We start from the raw sequence: 18,685 nt of genomic DNA on the forward strand, positions 1-18,685 counted from the left end.
CCACGAGTTCGCCGGAGTGGTCTCCTCCCTCGGCTACGCACGACGGGACTCTCGTTGGGACAGCGGGTGTTCGGGATCACGGACTGGCACCGCGATGGAACGCTGGCTGAGTACGCGGCCGTGGAGGCACGCAACCTTGCGCCGCTGCCGGGGAACGTCGACTTCACGGTGGGTGCGAGTCTGCCGATCTCCGGCCTGACCGCGTGGCAGGGCCTGTTCCAGCACGGTCGTCTTCAGGCGGGGCAGAGCGTCCTCGCACACGGCGCCGCCGGCGCCGTCGGATCAGTGGTGACGCAGCTCGCCCGGGAGTTCGGCGCCTACGTCATCGGTACCGGTCGGGCGGCGGACCGCCAGGCGGCGCTCGACTTCGGCGCGAACGAGTTCCTCGACCTCGACCACGAGGATCTCGACGACATCGGCGGGGTCGACCTGGTCTTCGATGTCATCGGCGGTGATATCCAAAGGCGCTCGGCGAGCATCATCCGGCCTGGCGGGACGCTGGTGTCGGTGGTCGGACCTGTTGAGGCTCGACCTGTCGACGGCTTGGCGGTCGACTTCGTCGTCGAGTCCGTTCCGAGTCAGCTAATGGAGATCGTCGACCGGGTGCGAGACGGGCGCCTTCGCACGCACATCGGAACAGTCGCGACTCTCGACGACGCCATCCCCGCGCTCAACCCGACCGAGCGGCGCAAGGGCAAGACCGTCATTCGCGTGCGCCCCTGAGCGCCCTGGAATAGGCGCGCGCACCCAGCAGGCCCAGGCGGCGCGCGCAGGCGAAGCCGATGCCGCTGCCGCTGCCGCTGCCGGTGATCAGGGCGACCTGTCCGGCCAGCGGACGCGAGGTGGTCACCCCAGGAGCTCCGCGACGGCGGTCGTGAACACCTCGGTGTGGTGGTCCACGTCAGCGGCAGTCGTCGCGGGCGACATCAACGCCATGTTGTGGAACGGAGTGAGCAACACGCCGCGGTTGGCGAGGTACAGGTGCAGATAGTCCTCCAGTTCGCCGTCCGATGCGCGCGCCGATGAGGTCCCGTCGCGGGGGGCGGGTCGCGCGAACCGGTACTCCGCCCGGGCGCCGAGCTGGTTGATCGACCACGGCAGGTCATGGGCCTCGATGACCGTGGTGACCGCGTCGGTGAACCGGGTCGCGAGCGCCGTCATTCCCGCAAACGCGGAATCGGTGAGCACATGCTCGAGCGTGGCTCGCGTGGCGGCCAGCGACAGCGCGTTCCCGGCCAGCGTCCCACCCACCCCGCCCATGTCGACCAGGTCGAGGTCGTCGCGGTCGAGGATCGCAGCGGCCAGCGCGGCGGAGAGGCCGTACGCGCCGACGGGCACCCCGCCGCCGATGGCCTTACCGATGGTGACGATGTCCGGTGCGAGGCCCCAGGCACCCGTGCAGCCACCGGGGCCAGCCGAGAAGGTGTGCGTCTCATCGTTGATCAACAGAGTGCCGTGCCGGCGAGTCAGGCTACGTACCGCGTCGAGGTAGCCCGGCTCGGGCAGCACGATGCCGATGTTGGTCAGCGCCGGCTCCATGAGCACGGCGGCGACATCGCCGTGGGCGAGTTGCCGCGCGAGCCCGTCGGCGTCGTTGAACTCCGCCACTCGACTGGTCAGCGTCACGTCGCACGGAGCGCCGACGTTGCCCGGCCGGCTGACCCCCTCGCCGTCCTCGCCGACGAGGATGAGTGACTCGTCGACGCTGCCGTGATAGCAGAAGCTGTTGACTAGGACCTTCGGTCGACCCGTGACCGCGCGCGCCAGGCGGATCGCCCAGCGGTTGGCGTCCGTGGCGGTCAGCGAGAAGCTCCACTTCGGCAGGCCGAACCGGCGGGTCAGCTCGGCGCCCACCCATTCGGCGTCCTCGGTCGGCATCATCGCCGTCGCTCCGCCGAGGGAGGCCAGCCGTCGCGTGACCGCCTCCGTCACCGCGGTCGGGCTGTGCCCCGCCATGGCTCCCGTGTCGCCCAGGCACAGGTCGACGTAATCGTGGCCGTCGAGGTCGACCACGTGGCTGCCGCGGGCGGACTCCAGGTACAGCGGGAAGCCGGCGGCTTGCTTGTTCATCCAGGTCATCGGCACTCGACCGAACAGGTGCTCTGCCTTCGCGTACGCCGCGGCCGAACGCGGATTCCGTCGGACGTAGCTGTCGCGCTCGCGCTCCAACAGAGTGCTGAGCCTGCTGCGATCCATGGATCCTCCTGGAGACGATGCGGGCCGCGTGATCGGCGACGGAGCTGGAATCTACTCGCCGCGATTTCCTTCCGTCAACGGCGTTGACAGTGCCACTGACGACGGCCCGGCCCCGCCATGACCACCTGCCTGACCCGGCGCGGGCCACGGTCGCGGCGGTGTGATCTGCTGGCATCAGCGCGACCACGAGGAGGCCGAGTTCGATGGCGAAGGAATCCGATGGCGGTCCCGGCGCCTCCCCGGATGCGCCGCCGGGGCCCACGCGCTCGTCCGGGACGAGGACGCGGGCAAGCCTCTCCCGGGAGGTCATCCTGCAGACCGCCATGCGCCTCGCCGACAGTGAGGGAGCGACCTTCCTGACCCTCACCCGCCTCGGACGTGCCCTCGGCGCCGATCCCACCGCCCTCTACCGGCATTTCCGCAACAAGGACGAGCTCCTGCTCGCCATGGGTGACCAGATCATGGCGGAGGCGGTTGCGGGGATCGAGCCGGGCAGGACCTGGGTGGACACGTTGCGCAGCGCCGCCTGGTCCATGCGGCAGGCCTACCTGGCGCGTCCTGCGCTCGGGGCCCAGTCGGCCGCACGCTTCACCGGGGGCGACGCCGAGATGCAGCTCGTTCACACGATCATCGGCGAGCTGACGAAGGCGGGATTCGAGCCCGAAGAAGCCGCCCGTCACTGCCGTGCCTTCGCGGAGGTAGTCCTCGGGCACATCGGCATCACGGCGACACTGCTCAGCCTCTCTCCCGAGCAACAGGCGTTGGATGTCGCGATCGGTATGCGTGCCTACGCCACCCCCGCGCAGCGCCCCGCGACGCTGCGGTCGGCCAGCACCCACGTGGCCACCGCTCTCGAGGACGAGAACGAGGTGTTCCGCACGGTCCTGGAGACCTACCTCACAGGGCTCCGTTCCCGGGTCTCAGCAGCGCGACCCGACCGCTGAGAAGGTCGACCCACGCTACGTGGACTCAATCTGCAGGCTGGCTAACGGCCGCTGGCTGGCATCGTCCACTGCCGTCGCGGTGTGGGGCGCTTGTGTCCACCCCGATCGTGATCACCTGGCCGTCCGCCCACTCCTCGACGAACTGACGAAAACCGCGGACCACATGCCGGCTTGGAGCACCGACTCCATCGCGGCAGCCACCGCAGCTTGGACCTGTGGTGGCCGGGGACGACGGTGCTGACCGTGTCGGCCTGAGCCTGGGCGGCCGACGGCGGGGTGGGCGCGCTGATCACCAGGCGCAGGGCGCGTAGTCCTTCAGGAAGCAGCCGTACAGGTCTTCGCCCTGTTCGCCGCGGACGATCGGGTCGTAGACCCGGGCCGCGCCGTCGACCAGGTCCAGCGGGGCGTGGAAGCCGGCGTCCGCCAGCCGCATCTTCGTCGGGTGGGGCCGCTCGTCGGTGATCCAGCCGGTGTCGACGCTGGTCATGAGGATGCCGTCGGCCAGCATCTCCTGGGCGCTGGTCCGGGTGAGCATGTTCAGCGCGGCCTTGGCCATGTTGGTGTGCGGGTGCCCCGGCCCCTTGTAGCCGCGGGCGAACTGGCCCTCCATCGCCGACACGTTCACCACGTACTTCCGACGGGCAGTCGCTGCGGCCATCGCCGGTCGCAGTCGGCTGACCAGCACGAACGGCGCGGTCACGTTGCACAGCTGCACTTCGAGCAGCTCGACCGGATCCACCTCGTGCACCCGCTGCACCCAGCTGTTGACCGGGTCGAGGTCCGGCACCAGACCGCCGGCGTCAATGGCGGTGGCTGCCGCGATCCGTTCCGGCGAGGCGGAGCCGCTGGTCAGCGCCAACGCGGTGAGCGCCTGCGGGGTGACCGGGGTCGACTGCGGCGGGGCGATAAGGCCCGCCGGGTCGCCCTGGCCGGTAGGTTTGGCGAACGTGATCAGCTCCGGCAAAGGGCCGTCCGGCAGGGCCGCCGCCTCCGCGGCGACGAGCTGCGCGTATGCCCCGGGCGTGCGGCGGACGGTCTGCGCCGCGTTGTTGATCAGGATGTCGAGTGGTCCCTGGGCGCTGACCGAGTCAGCGAGGGCGATCACCTGGGCGGGGTCACGCAGGTCGATCCCGACGATCCGCAGGCGGTGCAGCCAGTCCCCGCTGTCCGGCATCGCGGCGAATCGGCGGACCGCGTCGTGCGGGAACCGGGTGGTTACTGTGGTGTGCGCGCCGTCGCGCAGCAGCCGCAGCGCGATGTACATGCCGATCTTGGCTCGGCCGCCGGTTAGCAGCGCGCGCCGGCCAGTCAGGTCGGTGCGGGCGTTCCGGCGCTCCCGGTTGAGCGCGGCGCAGGGCGGGCAGAGCTGATGGTAGAAGGCGTCCACCTCGCGGTAACGCTGCTTGCAGACGTAGCAGCCGCGCGGATTGTGCAGGAAGCCGGCCGTGGCACCCACGGTGGGGGAGGCCAGCGGGATGCCCTGGGTTTCGTCGTCGATCCGGCCCGGGGCGCCGGTGGCGGTGGCCTCCGTCACCGCGCGGTCGGCCGCCGCAATGGCATCCCGCCGTTCCTCGCGTCGCCGCTGCTTGATCACCTTGTAGAGCTTTGCGGTGGCCCGTTGCACCCGCACCACGTCGGGGTGATCGGGAGGCAGGTCCTCCAACGCCTCGAAGACGCTGAGACAGGTCTCCAGCCGGCCGCGGTCAATGCCGTGTTGACCGGTTTCGGTAATGTTGTCCGCCGTCATGCCGTCGCTGTCTCGTCCCGTTCCCTGCGCCGGATCTACCCGGCCCACCCCAAGTCCGACCCGGAACTGTACGCACCGCACGCTCTCCGACGCATCCCGCGTCTGTTCAACAGCCCAAAGCCGTCCATGAGCACCAGGTAGCAGTCGCGCGGGGGGAGCTTCCGAATTCGGTCCGCGTGCGGGCCGCCGAACAGCTCCGGGGCGTTCCGGGCGGTGGGTGCGCCGCCGCGTGGGCGGCGCACCCTCGCTGGTACCGCGGGGCGGTGCGGTGGTGGTGTCGTCAGGCACCGAGGTCCCGGAGGAAAACGTCGTTCGCGCTATTGGTGTCGTTGGGCACCAGGTTGGTCGCCACTCCGCTGAAGAAGATGAGTCTGCCGTTGGCGCTGATCGACGGGCCACCGGTCTGGCTGTTGCCCTGGGTTCCGGCGGTGGAGACGCTGACGCGGGTGGTGGTGCCGGCTACGCGATCCCGCAGATAGACGTCCCACAGGTACCCGTTGGTGTCGCCGGCTACCAGGTTCGTTGCTCCCGAGTCGAAGACGACGTAGCGGCCGTCCGCGCTGATCGCTGAGTTATAGCTGTCCATGTTCGCTTGGGCGCCGCCCGTCGCGACACTGATTCTCGTCGTGGTGGCGGCAACCCGGTCGCGGAGGAAGATGTCGTAGCGGCCGTTGGTGTCGCCGGCCACCAGGTTGGTGGCGTACGAGTAGTAGGAGACGTAGCGGCCGTTGGCGCTGATCGCGGGGCGGTAGCTGTCGCTGTTCGCTTCGGCGCCGTTAGTGGAGTAGCTCAACGCGCTGGTGGTGGCGGTGACGAGGTCGCGGACGAAGATCTCAGAACCGTTGTAGGTGGGCGGCGTCGTCATGTTTGGCGCCGTCGAGGTGAACGCGACGTAGCGTCCATCGGGGGTGATCGCCGGCTGGCTGCTCTCCCCATAGGTGTCGCCGCCCGTGGTGGAGACGCTGACCCGGGTCGTGGTCGCGGCGACACGGTCCCACAGCAGGATGTCCGGCGACCAGTTCTCGTCGCCCGGCACCAGGTTCGTCGCCCACGAGGTGTACGCGACGTAGCGCCCGTCGCCGCTGATCGTCGGCTCGTAGCTGGGGTAGTCGCCCTCGGCGCCGCCGGTGGAGACGCTGATCCGGGTGGTGGTTCCGGCGACACGGTCGCGGAGGAAGACGTCGTCGGAGAAGTTGGCATCGCCCGGCACGAGGTTGGCGGCGTCCGAGACGAAGGCGACGTAGCGGCCGTCGGCGCTGATGACCGGGTCGGTGCTGTTGACGGTGTATTGGGCGCCGGACGACTGGGCGCCGCCGGTCGCGACGCTGACCCGTTCCGTGGTGCCGGTGGCCCGGTCACGGACGAAGATGTCCGAGCGGCCGTTGGTGTCGCCGGGGACCAGGTTGGTGGCCTCCGACGCGAAGGCCACCCAGCGCCCGTCGGGGCTGATCCCACGGCCTCCGCTGTGGCCGTTGCCCTGCGCCCCGCCGCTGGAGACGCTGACCCGGGTGGTGGTGGACGCCGTGGCGGCCGCGGGGACGGCGTGGATACCCACGAACGTCACAGTGGTGGTCGTCAGGATCGTGAGCCCGATACGTAGATTCCTCATGTCGGCTCCAAGGACCAAATTTCCGATGTTCAAACGGGCGCGCTCTCGCCCTCTTCGTCGACCACGAAGCTGCTGGTCGTCCGTGGCCTGCGCTTGAGTCACTGCGTCGACATCTGGCGTAGGATTTTGACCTGGCGTTCACAGATGGTTGAGTGTCAGCGCACGCGTCGTAGCGATTGTCGGTGGCGTGGTTGCCGTCCAATCGCTATTCTTTCCGGACCGGATGTCCGGACCGAGGCCAGAGTCGTCCCGCTATCGGCGCAGGTCAAGGCCCATCCGGCCACAAAACAAGAGGAACGGCAGCCGAAATCAGCATCTGACACAACGTCGTTTTCGGTCACGCGGCAGGGAGCGCCAGCAAACCCCTTGCCCTGCAACGGGTCCGCCAGACTTCCCGCCGCAAAAACGGCTGTTCCAGCAACTCGATCAGGTCACTTTCGAGCACCAATGCGGATTAGCGGATCTGTTGCGACGGGAGGGCGAAGCGACGGATTCCCATATAGCCTGACTTGCCTATGACATCATCATTTCGCACCACACGGGCGCTGAAGGTGGCGAAGCCGCGGCGGTTGCCGAGCACGCGGCGGGCGTTGGCGGACGCTCGCCTGGCGGCGATCGACGAGGTCGCGGCGAGCACGGGTGACGATCCGGCGTCGGACAGTCTGCTGCTGCGGCTGCACACCGAGACGGCGTGCCGCCGTGGTGGGGCCCTAGCCTTGCGGCCGGTCGACCTGGACCCGGACCAGTGTCTGATCCTGCTGCGCGAGAAGGGCGAGACGGTCCGGTGGCAGCCGGTGTCGCCGACATTCATGCGGTACCTGCAACGCCACGCCGAGCAGCGGCACGCGACCGAGACGGGGCCGTTGTTCCGGTACCGCAGTGGGCAGCCGATCACCTACCGGCGCTACGACCACCTGTGTGTGCGTATCGGTGAGCGCCTGCCGTGGGTGCACGCGCAGCAGATCAGTACCCACTGGCTGCGGCACACCACGTTGACGTCGGTGGAGCGCAACTTCGGCTACGCCATCGCCCGCGCCTACGCCGGCCACTCAGGCAGCGCTGGTGACGCCGGCACCACCGCTACTTATGTACGGGCAACCATCCATGAGGTAGCCGCAGGGCTGGCGGCACTCACCAGCGAGCCCCATCCGCTTGCATAACTGAAGCTGGAGTGGGCTCTGACGATGGTGTTGGGGCCTACTCGGGCGAGGGTATGGCTGAGCGTTGCAGCCGTGCACCGTTTGGCGCCACGGCGGACGTCGGTCAGCTCTGCCGATGTTGCCCCTGCGGTCCTACCAGCCGCGCCGTGACCTGCCTCAGTGGCTGGCTGTTGTTGACGCCCTTCTTCATTCTTTGCCACGCCGTTCGGGCTGGAGATCCGCCCAGCACACCGCCCAGACCCCCACCGCCGCCAGCCGCCGCCGCGCCGTTCTGAGCCAGTTGCTGAGTGGTCTGTCCGAGTTGATGGCCGACCTGCTGGGTGGTCTGCTGCAGCGTCTGCGACAGCGGCCCATTGGGCCCCAGCGCCTCCTGCGCCGTCTGCCCGACGTGGTCGAGCGTCCGCGCTAGCGGCCCCTGCGGCCCGAGCACCTGTTGAGCTGTCTGTCCGACCTGGTTCACGGCGGTGTCCACCGTCTTGACCAGCGACTCGATGATCTGAGGGTTGCGCTCGATGGTGCGGAGGGCGCTGTCGAGAATGCCGCGGAGCTCTTCGAGCCGAACCTCGAGCATCGCCTCGGCCTCAACGCCCTTGATATCGATCTTCACCGTGCCGAGCTGCGCCTGAACGCCCACGTCGAGTTGGAGCAGGCTACCCAGTCGGGCTCGCAGTGAGACGGAGGCGTCCAGGTCGTCGACCTCGACGTAGATCTGTTCGACCTTGGCCTGCGGGATCTGGAGGACGACGTCCGGGTCTGACATCGTCTTGCTGCTGTGCCCGCCAGCCGGCTGGGGAAGTTCGTGCTCACCACGCTGCGGGGCGGCGGGGTAGTTGCCCGGCCGCTCGGCACCCGTTGGCCCGCCGGCGGGACCGAGGTTCTGGCCACGACCGGACACTCCCGCGCCCTCCTCGGCGTCGCGCTGTCGATCGATCTGCTCGCGCGGTTGCGCGGGCGACTCCCGTGCGCCCCTGCCCCGGCTCTCCGGTTCGGCCATCCCGCACTCCTCGGGCCTCGCCTCACATGCGGACCGGATGGAGCCCAACATCGGTATGTGGCTCCGATCCTCGGCCCACCCCCTCGGACCGGGTCGCGGTCTACCCGTGTGCCGAAGCATCAAACGGCTCAGCGGTGCGGCCGAGCAGACGCGGATCGGCTGCGTCTGAAAGCGAGGGGCAAGCAGCTGACTTCCTGCTCCCACCCGTGCCCGCGCGCTCACGACGAGCCAACGACGGGCGAAGCTGCGCCACCGGGTCGTTCATGGCTGTGTGCGCCCGGGGCCTGGCCGTCTATCCGGTGATCCAGGGAGTGGGCAGCGTCGGCACCTTCTTCGTGGCCGCCGCGCCGACCGGGGTGGCGAAAGACCTCCGTGCCGACACCGAGAGGGAGCACCATGACAACCGTCGGAGGGCTCACGACGACGCGATTGGTGCCGGTGGACGGTGACGAGCCCAGCTACCCGTGAGGAACACCGATGACCCACAGCGAACAGCACCGTCCGGAGATCGTCGTCGGGCTGGTGGCGACCCCGCCGGATTACCCGGCCCGGGTCGCCGCGCGGCTCACCGCCGAGCTGGCCGGCCGGCTCGCCGAGCGGGTGGACGCGGACGTACGGTGGATTGTTCGGGAAGGCTGGGGTGAGGTGGCGCCGCGCCGCGACGGTGGCGTTGAGGCGCTGCTCGACGACGTTGCGGAACGGCGCACCGGCGACCGGTGGGACGTCGCAATCTGCCTGACCGACCTGCCGCTGCACACCGAGGGGGTGCCGCTGGTCGCGCAGACCTCCGGCCGGCGCCGGGTCGCGATGGTGTCCCTGCCGGCGCTGGGACTGCAGCAGCTGCGAGCAGCCCGCGCGGCCGTTCCGGATATGGTGAGCCGATTACTCACCGACGCCTCGGACCAGCGGGTGCCGCGGGCCGGCTGGGCACCGGCCGAGATGGCAAGCCGGGTTACGGCCATCCACCAGGTGGTCGGCAAGGCCGGGGAACTGGGGTACGTGGCCTCGCCGCTGATCGGCCGGGTGCGGCTGTTGGTCGGCATGGTCCGGGCCAACCGACCGGGACGGGCTCTGCTGGGCCTGTCCAAGCTGCTTGTCGGCGCCTTTGGCACGGCCGCGTTCGCGCTCACCACGGACACCATCTGGCAGATGGGCGATGCGCTCGGCGGACTCCGGCTCGCCGTGATCATGGTACTCGGGTTGACCGCGTTGGTGGCCTGGCTGATCGTCGCGCACGACCTGTGGGAGAAGCCAGACCGGGACACACCTGCTGAGCTGGCCCGGCTGTTCAACCTGGGTACGATCCTCACCCTCACTCTGGCCACGGCGGTGTCCTACCTGGTCCTGTTCGCTGGAACGGTGCTCGTCGGGGCGCTGCTGATCGACACATCCGTGCTGGAGCAGACCTTGCAGCGACCGGTCGATTTCACCGACTACCTGACGCTCGCCTGGATCACCAGTTCGCTGGCCACCGTCGGTGGCGCGATCGGCTCCGGGCTGGAGAACGAGGAAACGGTGCGGGCCGCCGCTTACGGCTACCATCCCGAACCCGGCGGCTGGCGGGACGAGAGGGACGGGTAGCCCCACCGTTGGGCGCCAGTCGGTTCCTGGTCCGCCGGCGTTCGCCGGCCGGTCGCAGTGACGATGGGCTCCTTCCCGACGCCCTCTGATCCGCCCGGGCCTGGCGTGCGGTCTCCGTCAGCGGTCGATTGGCGGGGTTCAGGTGGTCCGCGGCGGGTATGCCGGCCCCACTAGTTCGCCGCCCCGGTTCGCCATGACCGGGATGCTCGGCCAGGTGTGATCGGATACGGAGGCTACCCGTGACTCGACTGGCAGTCCGAGAGGCAGCGAATGCCCGGCAGGAGGAGGTGCAGCGGCGGGGGCGCGGGCTCGGCTGGATGAGTCTCGGTCTGGGCGTGGCACAGCTGGCGGCGCCGGACACGGTGCGCCGGATCAGCGGCGTGGACGACTCCCCGACGTCTCGGGCGGTGGTGCCGCTCGTCGGGGCGCGGGAGCTTGTACACGCGGCCGGACTCCTGACGAGCCGGCGGAAGAGCGCCTGGGCGTGGACCCGTGTCGTGGGCGACGCGATGGACCTGACCTCGCTCGGAATGGCCCTCGCTCACCGTGGCGGGCGCCGCCGGCGGCGGCTCCTTAATGTCACTGGCGCCGTCCTCGGGATCACGGTGCTGGATCTACTGACCGCCGTGCAAGCCACCCGGGCGAAGGAGATGGGCTCCGCGCAGGCGGTACGGGGCGCACGCAGAGGAGGACCCATGGAGCTGACCGCCACGACAACCGTTCGTAAACCCCCATCGGAGGTCTACGCGTTCTGGCGCGATCTGGGCAATCTCCCGACGTTCATGGCTCATCTCCAGGAGGTCCGCGCCACTGGTGACCGTACGAGCCATTGGTCCGCCAGCGCTCCGTTCGGCAAGAACGTCGAGTGGGACGCCGAGATCATCGACGAGGCGGCCGGCGAGAAGATCGCGTGGCGGTCGACCGGGAACGCCGACGTGCCGAACGCCGGTACGGTTCGGTTCGTGCCCGCCCCGGACGGTGTGAGCACCGAGGTGCACGTCGTCCTGACCTACGACATCCCGGGCGGCGCCGTCGGCAAGGCGGTCGCCAAGTACTTCGGCGAGGAACCGCACCAGCAGCTCGACGACGATCTGCGCCGGCTCAAGCAGGTGCTGGAGACCGGCGAGGTGGTCCGCTCCGACGGCGCCCCGTGGGGCAAGCGGGCCCGCAAGGAGTTCCCGCAGCGTCCGGCGCAACCGCTGTCGGATTCCGAGCTCGCGAAGGGAGCGGCCGCGTGAGGGCGAACACCTGGGCGGGCCGCAACAAGGTCAAGGTCCGTGACGTACCGGACCCGAAGATCCTGAACAAGCGCGATGCCATCGTACGGATCACGACCACCGCGATCTGCGGCTCGGACCTGCACCTGATCGATGGGTATGTGCCCACGATGCAGGACGGCGACGTCATCGGCCACGAGTTCATGGGCGAGGTGATCGAGGTCGGCTCAGGAGTGCCCGCCGACAAGCTACGGGTCGGCGACCGGGTCGTGGTGCCGTTCCCGGTCGCCTGCGGCGCGTGCGGTGCCTGCGCCGCCGAGCTGTACTCCTGCTGCGAGAACTCCAACCCCAACGCCGGGATCGCGGAGAAGATGTTCGGTCATCCGGTCGCCGGGATCTTCGGCTATTCACACCTGACGGGCGGCTTCGCGGGCGGTCAGGCGCAGTACGCGCGGGTGCCGTTCGCCGACGTCGGTCCGTTGAAGATCGAGTCCGATCTGACCGACGAGCAGGTGCTGTTCCTCTCCGACATCCTGCCCACCGGCTATATGGGTGCCGAAATGTGCGACATCCAGTCCACCGACGTGGTGGCGGTGTGGGGCGCCGGCCCGGTCGGCCAGTTCGCCATGGACAGCGCCCGGGTGCTCGGCGCCGCGAAGGTCATCGCTATCGACAAGGAGCCGTACCGGCTGCAGATGGCGGAACGGGCGGGCTACACGACGATCAATTTTGAGGAGGTGGACGTGCGGTCCCGGCTGCTGGACCTGACCGGTGGGCGGGGACCGGACAAGTGCATCGACGCGGTCGGCCAGGAGGCCACCCACGGCAGTGCACACGTCCACGCCTACGACCGGGTCAAGCAGGCGGTCCGCTTGGAGACCGAGCGCCCGCACGCACTGCGGCAGGCGATCCTGTCGTGCCGCAGCGGTGGCATCGTATCGGTGATCGGCGTGTATGGCGGTCTGCTGGACAAGTTCCCCTCCGGCGCGTGGATGAACCGAGCGCTGACCCTGCGTACCGGGCAATGCCACGTGCAGCGCTACATGAAGCCGCTGCTGCAGCGCATCGAACGCGGCGAGATCGATCCGACCCGGGTCATCACCCACACCCTGCCGCTCGACGAGGCAGAACGCGGCTTCGACATCTTCAAGAACAAACAGGACCACTGCGAGAAGGTCGTCCTCAAACCCTGACGACCACCCGCATCCGGCAACCGTGGCGTGCACGGTGGCCGGATGCGGCGTCTGTCGGGAGGCGCCGGTCATACTGATTCGCATTGCGGGCGGCGGGGGCCTGGGTGTTAGCCGGGGACAACCCTGGGTAGGCACGCTCGGTGAGCGGGCCAGAAACGGAGCTAGGCACCCGGTCGGACACCAGCCGTGCCGTGGCGTTCAGCGACGCCATCTTCGCCATCATCATCACGCTGCTGGTCCTGGATCTCCGGGTACCGGACGTCCCGCCCGGCCGCCTCCTGTCCGGACTGCTCAGCCAGTGGCCGGCATACGTCGCGTATCTCGCGTCCTACTCGTACGTGGCCGTCGTCTGGCTCAACCACAAGGCGGCATTCAACCGCATCCAGCAGACTGATCGCGGCCTGCACTGGATGAACCTCTTGGTGCTGTTCACCACGGCGCTGCTGCCGTTTCCGACCATCGTCGTGTCGCACGCCCTGCAGGAACACGACAACGCCGACCAGCGCGTGGCCATCGCCTTCTACGCGCTGATCGGCGCGTCGCTGTGCGCGACGTGGCTGGCGTTCTACCACTACCTGGCCCGGCACCCCGACCTGCTGAAGGAACAGGTCAAGCACGAGTTCTTCCGCGTCGAGCGGATCCGGGCCCTCGCCGGGGTCCTCCTGTACGCCCTCGCCGGGGTGCTCGGCTACCTGGTGACGCCGCTGGTCGGCCTCGCCATCTTCCTCCTCCTGCCCGCCTTCTACGCCGTCACCAGCGCCGGCCTGTACCAGTTTCGGGTAACCCGCCGGATCAGCCACCGCCCTCCCCCACCAGCTGGCTGAGGGCGGGCGGACCGCCGTTTCACCCCGGCGGGCGCGGGTACCCGCCGCAACCAGGTTCGAGAGGGGATCCCAGGTGAACTACACCGAGTTCATCCAGTCCGTGGCAGCGCGACCGAAGGTTCCGCCGGGGCAGGCGGAACCGATCACCCGGGCCACGCTCGAGACGTTGGCAGAACGGATCACTGGCGGCCAGGCGAGGGACCTCGCTTCTCAACTCCCTGAGGAGCTGCGAGGGCTGGTGGACAGGCCCACTGAAGATCCGGAACGGTTCGGGCTCGCCGAATTCTTCCAACGGGTGCAGTCACGGGCCGGGGTGGATCGCCAGGTGGCCACCGACGCAGCACGGGCGGTGCTGGATACCCTTCGTGAGTCGGCCAGCGCGAAGGAGTACGGAGACCTGGTCGACCAGCTGCCCCAGGAGTTCTGGCAGTTGACCGGGCCGGGGACGGGACGGCTCCAGCCCCGCCGGGTCGGCACCTGACCGGGCCGGTCGGCGCCCGGCTCGACTCCGGATGTCTTGCGGTCGGCAGCTGCACGCCGCCCACCGCCGCAAGCTTCTTGCGCCCACCCACCGCCGAGCGGACGCACGGACGCAGACGCCGTCCGCCGAACCGATCCGTGACGCTACAACATCTCCAGCGGTTGCGGGCCGGCCGGCGGCGGGAACGCCGTGTCGAGTGCCGCCAGGTCCTCCTCGCTCAGATGCAGGTCGCGCGCTTCCGCGTTCTCCCGGGTGTGTTCCGGGTTGGACGATCGAGGGATGGCCGCAACCCTCTCCTGCCGCAGTAGCCAGGCCAACGCCACCTGAGCGGGCGTGGCCCCGTGTCGGGCGGCGACCTCCGCGACCTGGGGATGGCCGAGCAGTCGGCCCTGTTCGATCGGCGAGTACGCCATCACCGGGATTCGGTGCTCGCGTAGCCACGGCAGCAGGTCGTACTCGGGACCCCGGCGGGTGAGATTGTACAGGATCTGGTTGGTCGCGCAGGAGTTCCCGCCCGCCTCGAGGAGATCCGTCATGTCGGAAAGATCGAAGTTGCTCACGCCCCACTGCCCGATGTCACCGGCGTCGACGAGTTCGGCGAACGCCTCGATCGTCTCCGCGAGTGGATGCATGCCGCGCCAGTGCAGGAGGTAGAGATCGATGTGGTCGACGCCGAGTCGTTGCAGGCTGCGGCGGCAGGCCTGCACGGTTCCTCGTCGGCTGGCGTTGGACGGCAGCACCTTGTCGACCAGAAAGACGTCGGCGCGTCGTCCGATGATCGCCTCGCCGACGAGTTCCTCGGAGGCGCCGTCGCCGTACATCTCGGCGGTGTCGATCATGGTCATGCCCAAGTCGAGCCCGGCGCGTAGGGCGGCCATCTCGTCTTGCCGCCTTCCGGCGCGCTCGCCCAGGTACCAGGTTCCCTGGCCGAGCACGGGCATGGTCTGGCCGGATGGCAGCTCGATCGCGGCGGCAGCGAGGGTCATGGCGGCCTTTCGGGAGCCTGGGTAGTGGGTAGAGTGCGTTGTCCCGCTGCGACAGAAAGCAGTCTCGTAGCGCGACCTTCCTCCGCGCAGGCCCTCTGTGAGCGGCGGGCGTATAGGCGGATTGTCCGCCCTCGAGCGGCGTTCGGTGGCCTGTTTCCCGGTGCCAACACCGGGAAGGCGACCGCGAGCGAACGATGCGCCGCCGAGGGGGCGGCGCCGCGAAAGGAAGGCCGCACAAATGGCGCAGAGCCAGCAGCCACTGACCGGCAGACGAGTCGCTTGCCTCGCCGCCGACGGGGTCGAGGACGTGGAGTACACCCAGTCCCGGGCCGCCGCGGAGCAGGCGGGGGCCGAGGTCCACCTGATCTCATTGAATTCCGGCGAGATCCAGTCAATGAACCAGGACATCAACCCGGCCAACCGCTATCGGGTGGACCGGACCGTGAACGAGGCCAATGCGGCCGACTACGACGCACTGCTGCTGCCGGGCGGGACCGTCGATCCCGACCGGCTCCGGATGAACCCGCAGGCGATGGACTTCGTCCGGGCGTTCTTTGAGCAACAGAAGCCGGTGGCGGCGATCTGCCACGGCCCCTGGTCGTTGGTGGAGACCGGGATGGTCAACGGGCGGACCGTCACCTCGTTCCCCAGCCTGCGCACCGACATCCGCAACGCGGGCGGGAACTGGGTGGACCAGCAGGTACAGGTTGACAACGGCCTGGTCACCAGCCGCAGCCCGAGCGACCTTCCGGCCTTCTGCGCCAAGATGGTGGAGGAGTTCGCCGAGGGCAGACACGTCCGCCAGATGGCGACGGCCTGACCCGGTGGGGCTCCAGGCCGGGAGGATCAGCCCGCCCCGGAGCCCCGGCCCGGCGGGTATCCCGCCAACCGGATCTTGGCGCCGCTTGGGATGCTATCCGCGGTGAGGCCCGGGGGCAGCAGTACGGCGATGACTTCGCCGATGACGGCTACAGGCACGTCCGCGGGAGGGCGTCTGCGACGATCCCCGGCGACCGGGCCGGCAACCCGGTCGGTGACGAGCTCGGTGACAGCCGCTCAGCCTGACGGCTCCGCCCTCGCGGTCACCGCCCCGTCATCTGCGAAGTCGCGTTCGTGCGGCGATCCTGGGGCTCTCATGATCGCTCCAGGTAGGGTGATTGTCAGGCGATCGGGATGGCACCCACCACGCGCAACCCGATTTGGTGATCGGTTCGTGTCGATCCTCGGACACCAAACGAATCCCAACGGTGCGTGGGCCCAGCAGCTGCGCCACCCCGGCCATCGCGGCGCCGTCCGGGGTCACATAGGTGAAGGCCAGCCGCACGCCACGCTGGGCCGCTGCGGATTCCAGCCGAGGGTTGCGGCCCTTGAGGGTGACCAGGAGGCCGCCGGGACGCAGCGTGGCCAGCAGCCCGACCGCGACATCGCCGCCGATCGGGTCGACCACCACGTCGGCGTCGCGGTGACGGCATCCCCTTCGCCTACCGATCGTTGTCGACTTCGACCAGGCCGCACTCGTAGCCGAGAATGACCGCCTGCACCCGATCCCGCAGGCCCAGCTTCGCCAGGATCCGGCCGAGGTGCGTCTTGACCGTGCTCTCGGAGACGAAGAGCGCTGCCGCGATCTCCGCGTTCGACAGCCCTCGCGCGACCAGGGTCAGCACCTCGCGCTCGCGTTCCGTCAGCGCCGCCAGCCGCCCGTTCGTGTCGGGCCGGGGCGGGGTCTTGCCGAGGTAGTGCGCGAAGAGGCGGCGGGTGACGGTGGGCGCGGCCACCGCCTCGCCGGCGGCCACCACACGTACGGCGGAGATCAGGTCGGCGGCGAGCGCGTCCTTGAGCAGGAAGCCACTGGCTCCGGCGCGAAGCCCGGCGAGCACGTACTCGTCCATGTCGAAGGTGGTCAGGATGATCACGCGGGCCGGGTGCGGGCCGAGGCGGATGCGGCGGGTCGCCTCGATGCCGTTCAGGCCGGGCATCCGCACGTCCATCAGGACCACGTCGGGCCGGCTGCGGGCCACCAGGCTCAGGGCCTGCGTCCCGTCGGCGGCCTCCCCGACCACCTCGATGTCGCCGGTCTCCTCCAGCACCAGCCGGAACCCGGTGCGCACCAGCGTCTGATCGTCGACCAGCACGACTCGTATGCTCATCGCTGTACCGATGTGACCTCGGGCGCTTGCAGCGGGAGCGGCAGCGTCGAGCACAGCCGGAATCCGCCGCCGTCGGCCGCGCCGGTCTCCAGGTCGCCGCCCAGCATGGCGACGCGTTCGGCGATGCCGCGCAGCCCGTTGCCGCGTCCGTCCGCCCCGTTCGTCAGGCCCGTGCCGTCGTCGGCCACCTCGACCCGGAGCCGTCCGGGCTCGAATGCCAGCCGCAGCACCGCGCTGGCGCCCGGGCCCGCGTGCTTCAGTGTGTTCGTCAGGGCCTCCTGCACGATCCGGTACGCGGACAGGTCGACCGCCGCGGGCACCGCGGCGGGCACTCCGTCGACGTGCAGGTCGATCCGCATTCCGGTGGACCGCAGCTGACCGATCAGCGCGGGCAGCGCGCCGAGGCCCGGCAGCGGGGCGAGTCGCGCGTCGTCGGCCGCGTCGGTGCGCCCGGCGGAGAGGAGCCGGCGCATCTCGACCAGGGAGGCACGTCCGGTGGTGATCACGTGCTGCAGCGCGGTGGCGGCGCGGTCCGGATGCCGGTCCAGCGCGGCGGACGCGCCCTGCGCCTGCACCACCATCACCGAGATCCCGTGCGCCACCACGTCGTGCAGCTCGCGGCTGATCCGGGCGCGCTCGGCCGCGACGGCCAGCGCCGCCCGATGCCGCTCCTCCCGGGCCAGGTCGGCGGTGCGCTGCTCGACCGCGGCCAGGTGCGCGCGTCGGCTGCGCATGCCGTCACCGACGGCGAACGCCGCGACCAGCAGCAACCACAGCTCCGTGACCGACTGGCCGACATTGACCAGTCGGTCGACCGAGATCACCGAAGCGGGCGCCAGCCCCTGCGTTGTTCCTTCCCTGGCCGGCGCCCCCTCGACCTGCCTCTGCGCCACCTGCTTCTGCGCGGCCTGCTTGCCGGACTGCGCGAACTCCTGCTGTTCGGCATAGATCCGGCCGCTCAGCATCGTGGCGTAGGTCAGGAGCATGGTGAGGGCCAGCACGGCGAGCGAGACCCGCCGGTTTCGGGCCATCGCGGCCACGGTGTACAGCACCAGCGGAAGTGCCAGATCGAGCAGCTGAAACTTGGCGTCGCTGAAAAGGTGGCCGAACACCCCGGCCCCGGTGAGGACCAGTGCCAGCGGCGGATGTTGTCGTCTGATCAGCAGGCCGACAACGATCAGCGCGGCGAACATCCACCACAGCTGCTCCGCCGGGAGAGCGTTCTTCTTCACGGACTCCGCCGCGACATCCGGGTTCGTCCTGGCCAGAAATTCCATCACCAGCCCGGGCCCCAAGGTCAGCACGATCAGCACCACCGCCAGGGCGGCGTCGGTCATGAAGTGGCGCGGCACGAACCGAGGCACTCTCCTATGGTAGGGACGGAAGACATCGGCAGCGTCCGACTCAGGTGCTACGTCCGCGGTACCGGCGGCGGCCGAAGGACCGACTCCGGTCCGATGAGCTGAACCGCTGTGGCGGGCACCGTGTGACCATGACCAGACCAACGTCCACAGTGTTTCTCGTCGCGCTGCTCGCGATCGGGGCCGGGGCTGTCGGATGCGAGCGCGGTGGTTCTGCATCCGGGGCGGAAAGCCCGTCGGCGTCC

At 69.4% G+C, this 18,685-nt stretch carries 18 protein-coding genes; 9 read left to right on the forward strand and 9 right to left on the reverse strand.

Features of this window, described 5'->3' with window-relative positions; translation table 11 throughout:
• Positions 1 to 66 precede the first annotated feature (66 nt).
• Entirely contained in the window at positions 67 to 723 is a 657-nt protein-coding gene (locus tag IEY96_RS24355; RefSeq protein WP_229791854.1) for an NADP-dependent oxidoreductase, read from the forward strand.
• On the opposite strand, the gene IEY96_RS24360 is transcribed toward IEY96_RS24355, so the two are convergent.
• Both IEY96_RS24360 and IEY96_RS24365 read right to left on the reverse strand, forming a co-directional pair.
• Complete coding sequence (locus IEY96_RS24360; RefSeq protein ID WP_229791899.1) at positions 704 to 850, reverse strand: hypothetical protein; 147 nt, start codon at positions 848 to 850, stop codon at positions 704 to 706. The genes IEY96_RS24355 and IEY96_RS24360 overlap by 20 nt on opposite strands.
• Entirely contained in the window at positions 847 to 2,196 is a 1,350-nt protein-coding gene (locus IEY96_RS24365; protein ID WP_189197150.1) for a transaminase, read from the reverse strand. The genes IEY96_RS24360 and IEY96_RS24365 overlap by 4 nt, the downstream gene beginning before the upstream one ends.
• Before the next feature lie 203 nt (positions 2,197 to 2,399).
• On the opposite strand from IEY96_RS24365, the gene IEY96_RS24370 reads away from it, so the two are divergent.
• Positions 2,400 to 3,140 carry a TetR/AcrR family transcriptional regulator C-terminal domain-containing protein gene (locus IEY96_RS24370; protein ID WP_189197151.1) on the forward strand — a complete coding sequence of 247 codons (741 nt, stop codon included), beginning with the start codon at positions 2,400 to 2,402 and terminating at the stop codon, positions 3,138 to 3,140.
• Between the two features lie 289 nt (positions 3,141 to 3,429).
• On the opposite strand, the gene IEY96_RS24375 is transcribed toward IEY96_RS24370, so the two are convergent.
• Positions 3,430 to 4,887 (reverse strand): SDR family NAD(P)-dependent oxidoreductase, encoded by a 1,458-nt coding sequence (locus tag IEY96_RS24375; protein WP_189197152.1) that lies wholly within the window; start codon positions 4,885 to 4,887, stop codon positions 3,430 to 3,432.
• A 280-nt stretch (positions 4,888 to 5,167) separates the two neighbouring features.
• Complete coding sequence (locus tag IEY96_RS24380; RefSeq protein WP_189197153.1) at positions 5,168 to 6,496, reverse strand: TolB family protein; 1,329 nt, start codon at positions 6,494 to 6,496, stop codon at positions 5,168 to 5,170.
• Positions 6,497 to 7,047: 551 nt separating this feature from the next.
• On the opposite strand from IEY96_RS24380, the gene IEY96_RS24385 reads away from it, so the two are divergent.
• Positions 7,048 to 7,656, forward strand: coding sequence for a tyrosine-type recombinase/integrase (locus tag IEY96_RS24385; protein WP_189197154.1), 609 nt, complete (start codon positions 7,048 to 7,050; stop codon positions 7,654 to 7,656).
• Between the two features lie 103 nt (positions 7,657 to 7,759).
• Here the strand turns inward: IEY96_RS24385 and IEY96_RS24390 are convergent, their stop codons facing one another.
• A complete protein-coding gene (locus IEY96_RS24390; protein WP_189197155.1) occupies positions 7,760 to 8,650 on the reverse strand; it encodes a hypothetical protein in 891 nt (296 codons plus the stop codon).
• 522 nt (positions 8,651 to 9,172) lie between these two features.
• Here IEY96_RS24390 and IEY96_RS24395 point away from each other — a divergent pair.
• From IEY96_RS24395 to IEY96_RS24415, 5 genes are all read left to right on the forward strand, one after another.
• Positions 9,173 to 10,231: a DUF2267 domain-containing protein gene (locus IEY96_RS24395; protein WP_229791855.1), complete on the forward strand. Its 1,059-nt coding sequence runs from the start codon at positions 9,173 to 9,175 to the stop codon at positions 10,229 to 10,231.
• 317 nt (positions 10,232 to 10,548) lie between these two features.
• The gene (locus tag IEY96_RS32865; RefSeq protein ID WP_229791856.1) at positions 10,549 to 11,469 is read left to right on the forward strand and encodes an SRPBCC family protein; all 921 of its coding nucleotides are present in this window, start codon (positions 10,549 to 10,551) and stop codon (positions 11,467 to 11,469) included.
• Positions 11,466 to 12,641: a zinc-dependent alcohol dehydrogenase gene (locus IEY96_RS24405; protein WP_189197157.1), complete on the forward strand. Its 1,176-nt coding sequence runs from the start codon at positions 11,466 to 11,468 to the stop codon at positions 12,639 to 12,641. The genes IEY96_RS32865 and IEY96_RS24405 overlap by 4 nt, the downstream gene beginning before the upstream one ends.
• A 191-nt stretch (positions 12,642 to 12,832) precedes the next feature.
• Positions 12,833 to 13,465, forward strand: a complete 633-nt coding sequence (locus IEY96_RS24410; RefSeq protein WP_189197158.1) for a TMEM175 family protein — start codon at positions 12,833 to 12,835, stop codon at positions 13,463 to 13,465.
• 73 nt (positions 13,466 to 13,538) lie between these two features.
• Positions 13,539 to 13,946: a DUF2267 domain-containing protein gene (locus IEY96_RS24415; RefSeq protein ID WP_189197159.1), complete on the forward strand. Its 408-nt coding sequence runs from the start codon at positions 13,539 to 13,541 to the stop codon at positions 13,944 to 13,946.
• A 143-nt stretch (positions 13,947 to 14,089) separates the two neighbouring features.
• On the opposite strand, the gene IEY96_RS24420 is transcribed toward IEY96_RS24415, so the two are convergent.
• Positions 14,090 to 14,932, reverse strand: a complete 843-nt coding sequence (locus IEY96_RS24420) for an aldo/keto reductase (RefSeq protein WP_189197160.1) — start codon at positions 14,930 to 14,932, stop codon at positions 14,090 to 14,092.
• A 238-nt stretch (positions 14,933 to 15,170) separates the two neighbouring features.
• Here IEY96_RS24420 and IEY96_RS24425 point away from each other — a divergent pair, with 238 nt between their 5' ends.
• On the forward strand, positions 15,171 to 15,752 hold the full coding sequence (locus IEY96_RS24425; RefSeq protein ID WP_189197161.1) for a type 1 glutamine amidotransferase domain-containing protein: 582 nt from the start codon (positions 15,171 to 15,173) through the stop codon (positions 15,750 to 15,752).
• Between the two features lie 273 nt (positions 15,753 to 16,025).
• Here the strand turns inward: IEY96_RS24425 and IEY96_RS24430 are convergent, their stop codons facing one another.
• The 3 genes from IEY96_RS24430 to IEY96_RS24440 are packed head-to-tail and all read right to left on the reverse strand — an operon-like array spanning position 16,026 to position 18,659.
• A complete protein-coding gene (locus tag IEY96_RS24430; RefSeq protein WP_189197162.1) occupies positions 16,026 to 16,379 on the reverse strand; it encodes a hypothetical protein in 354 nt (117 codons plus the stop codon).
• 34 nt (positions 16,380 to 16,413) lie between these two features.
• On the reverse strand, positions 16,414 to 17,079 hold the full coding sequence (locus IEY96_RS24435) for a response regulator (protein ID WP_189197163.1): 666 nt from the start codon (positions 17,077 to 17,079) through the stop codon (positions 16,414 to 16,416).
• Positions 17,076 to 18,659 carry a sensor histidine kinase gene (locus IEY96_RS24440; protein ID WP_444543427.1) on the reverse strand — a complete coding sequence of 528 codons (1,584 nt, stop codon included), beginning with the start codon at positions 18,657 to 18,659 and terminating at the stop codon, positions 17,076 to 17,078. Before IEY96_RS24440 ends, IEY96_RS24435 begins: the two co-directional genes overlap by 4 nt.
• Positions 18,660 to 18,685 lie beyond the last annotated feature (26 nt).

Source organism: Micromonospora fulviviridis, from assembly GCF_014648395.1.
In the GTDB taxonomy this organism is placed as follows: domain Bacteria; phylum Actinomycetota; class Actinomycetes; order Mycobacteriales; family Micromonosporaceae; genus Micromonospora; species Micromonospora fulviviridis.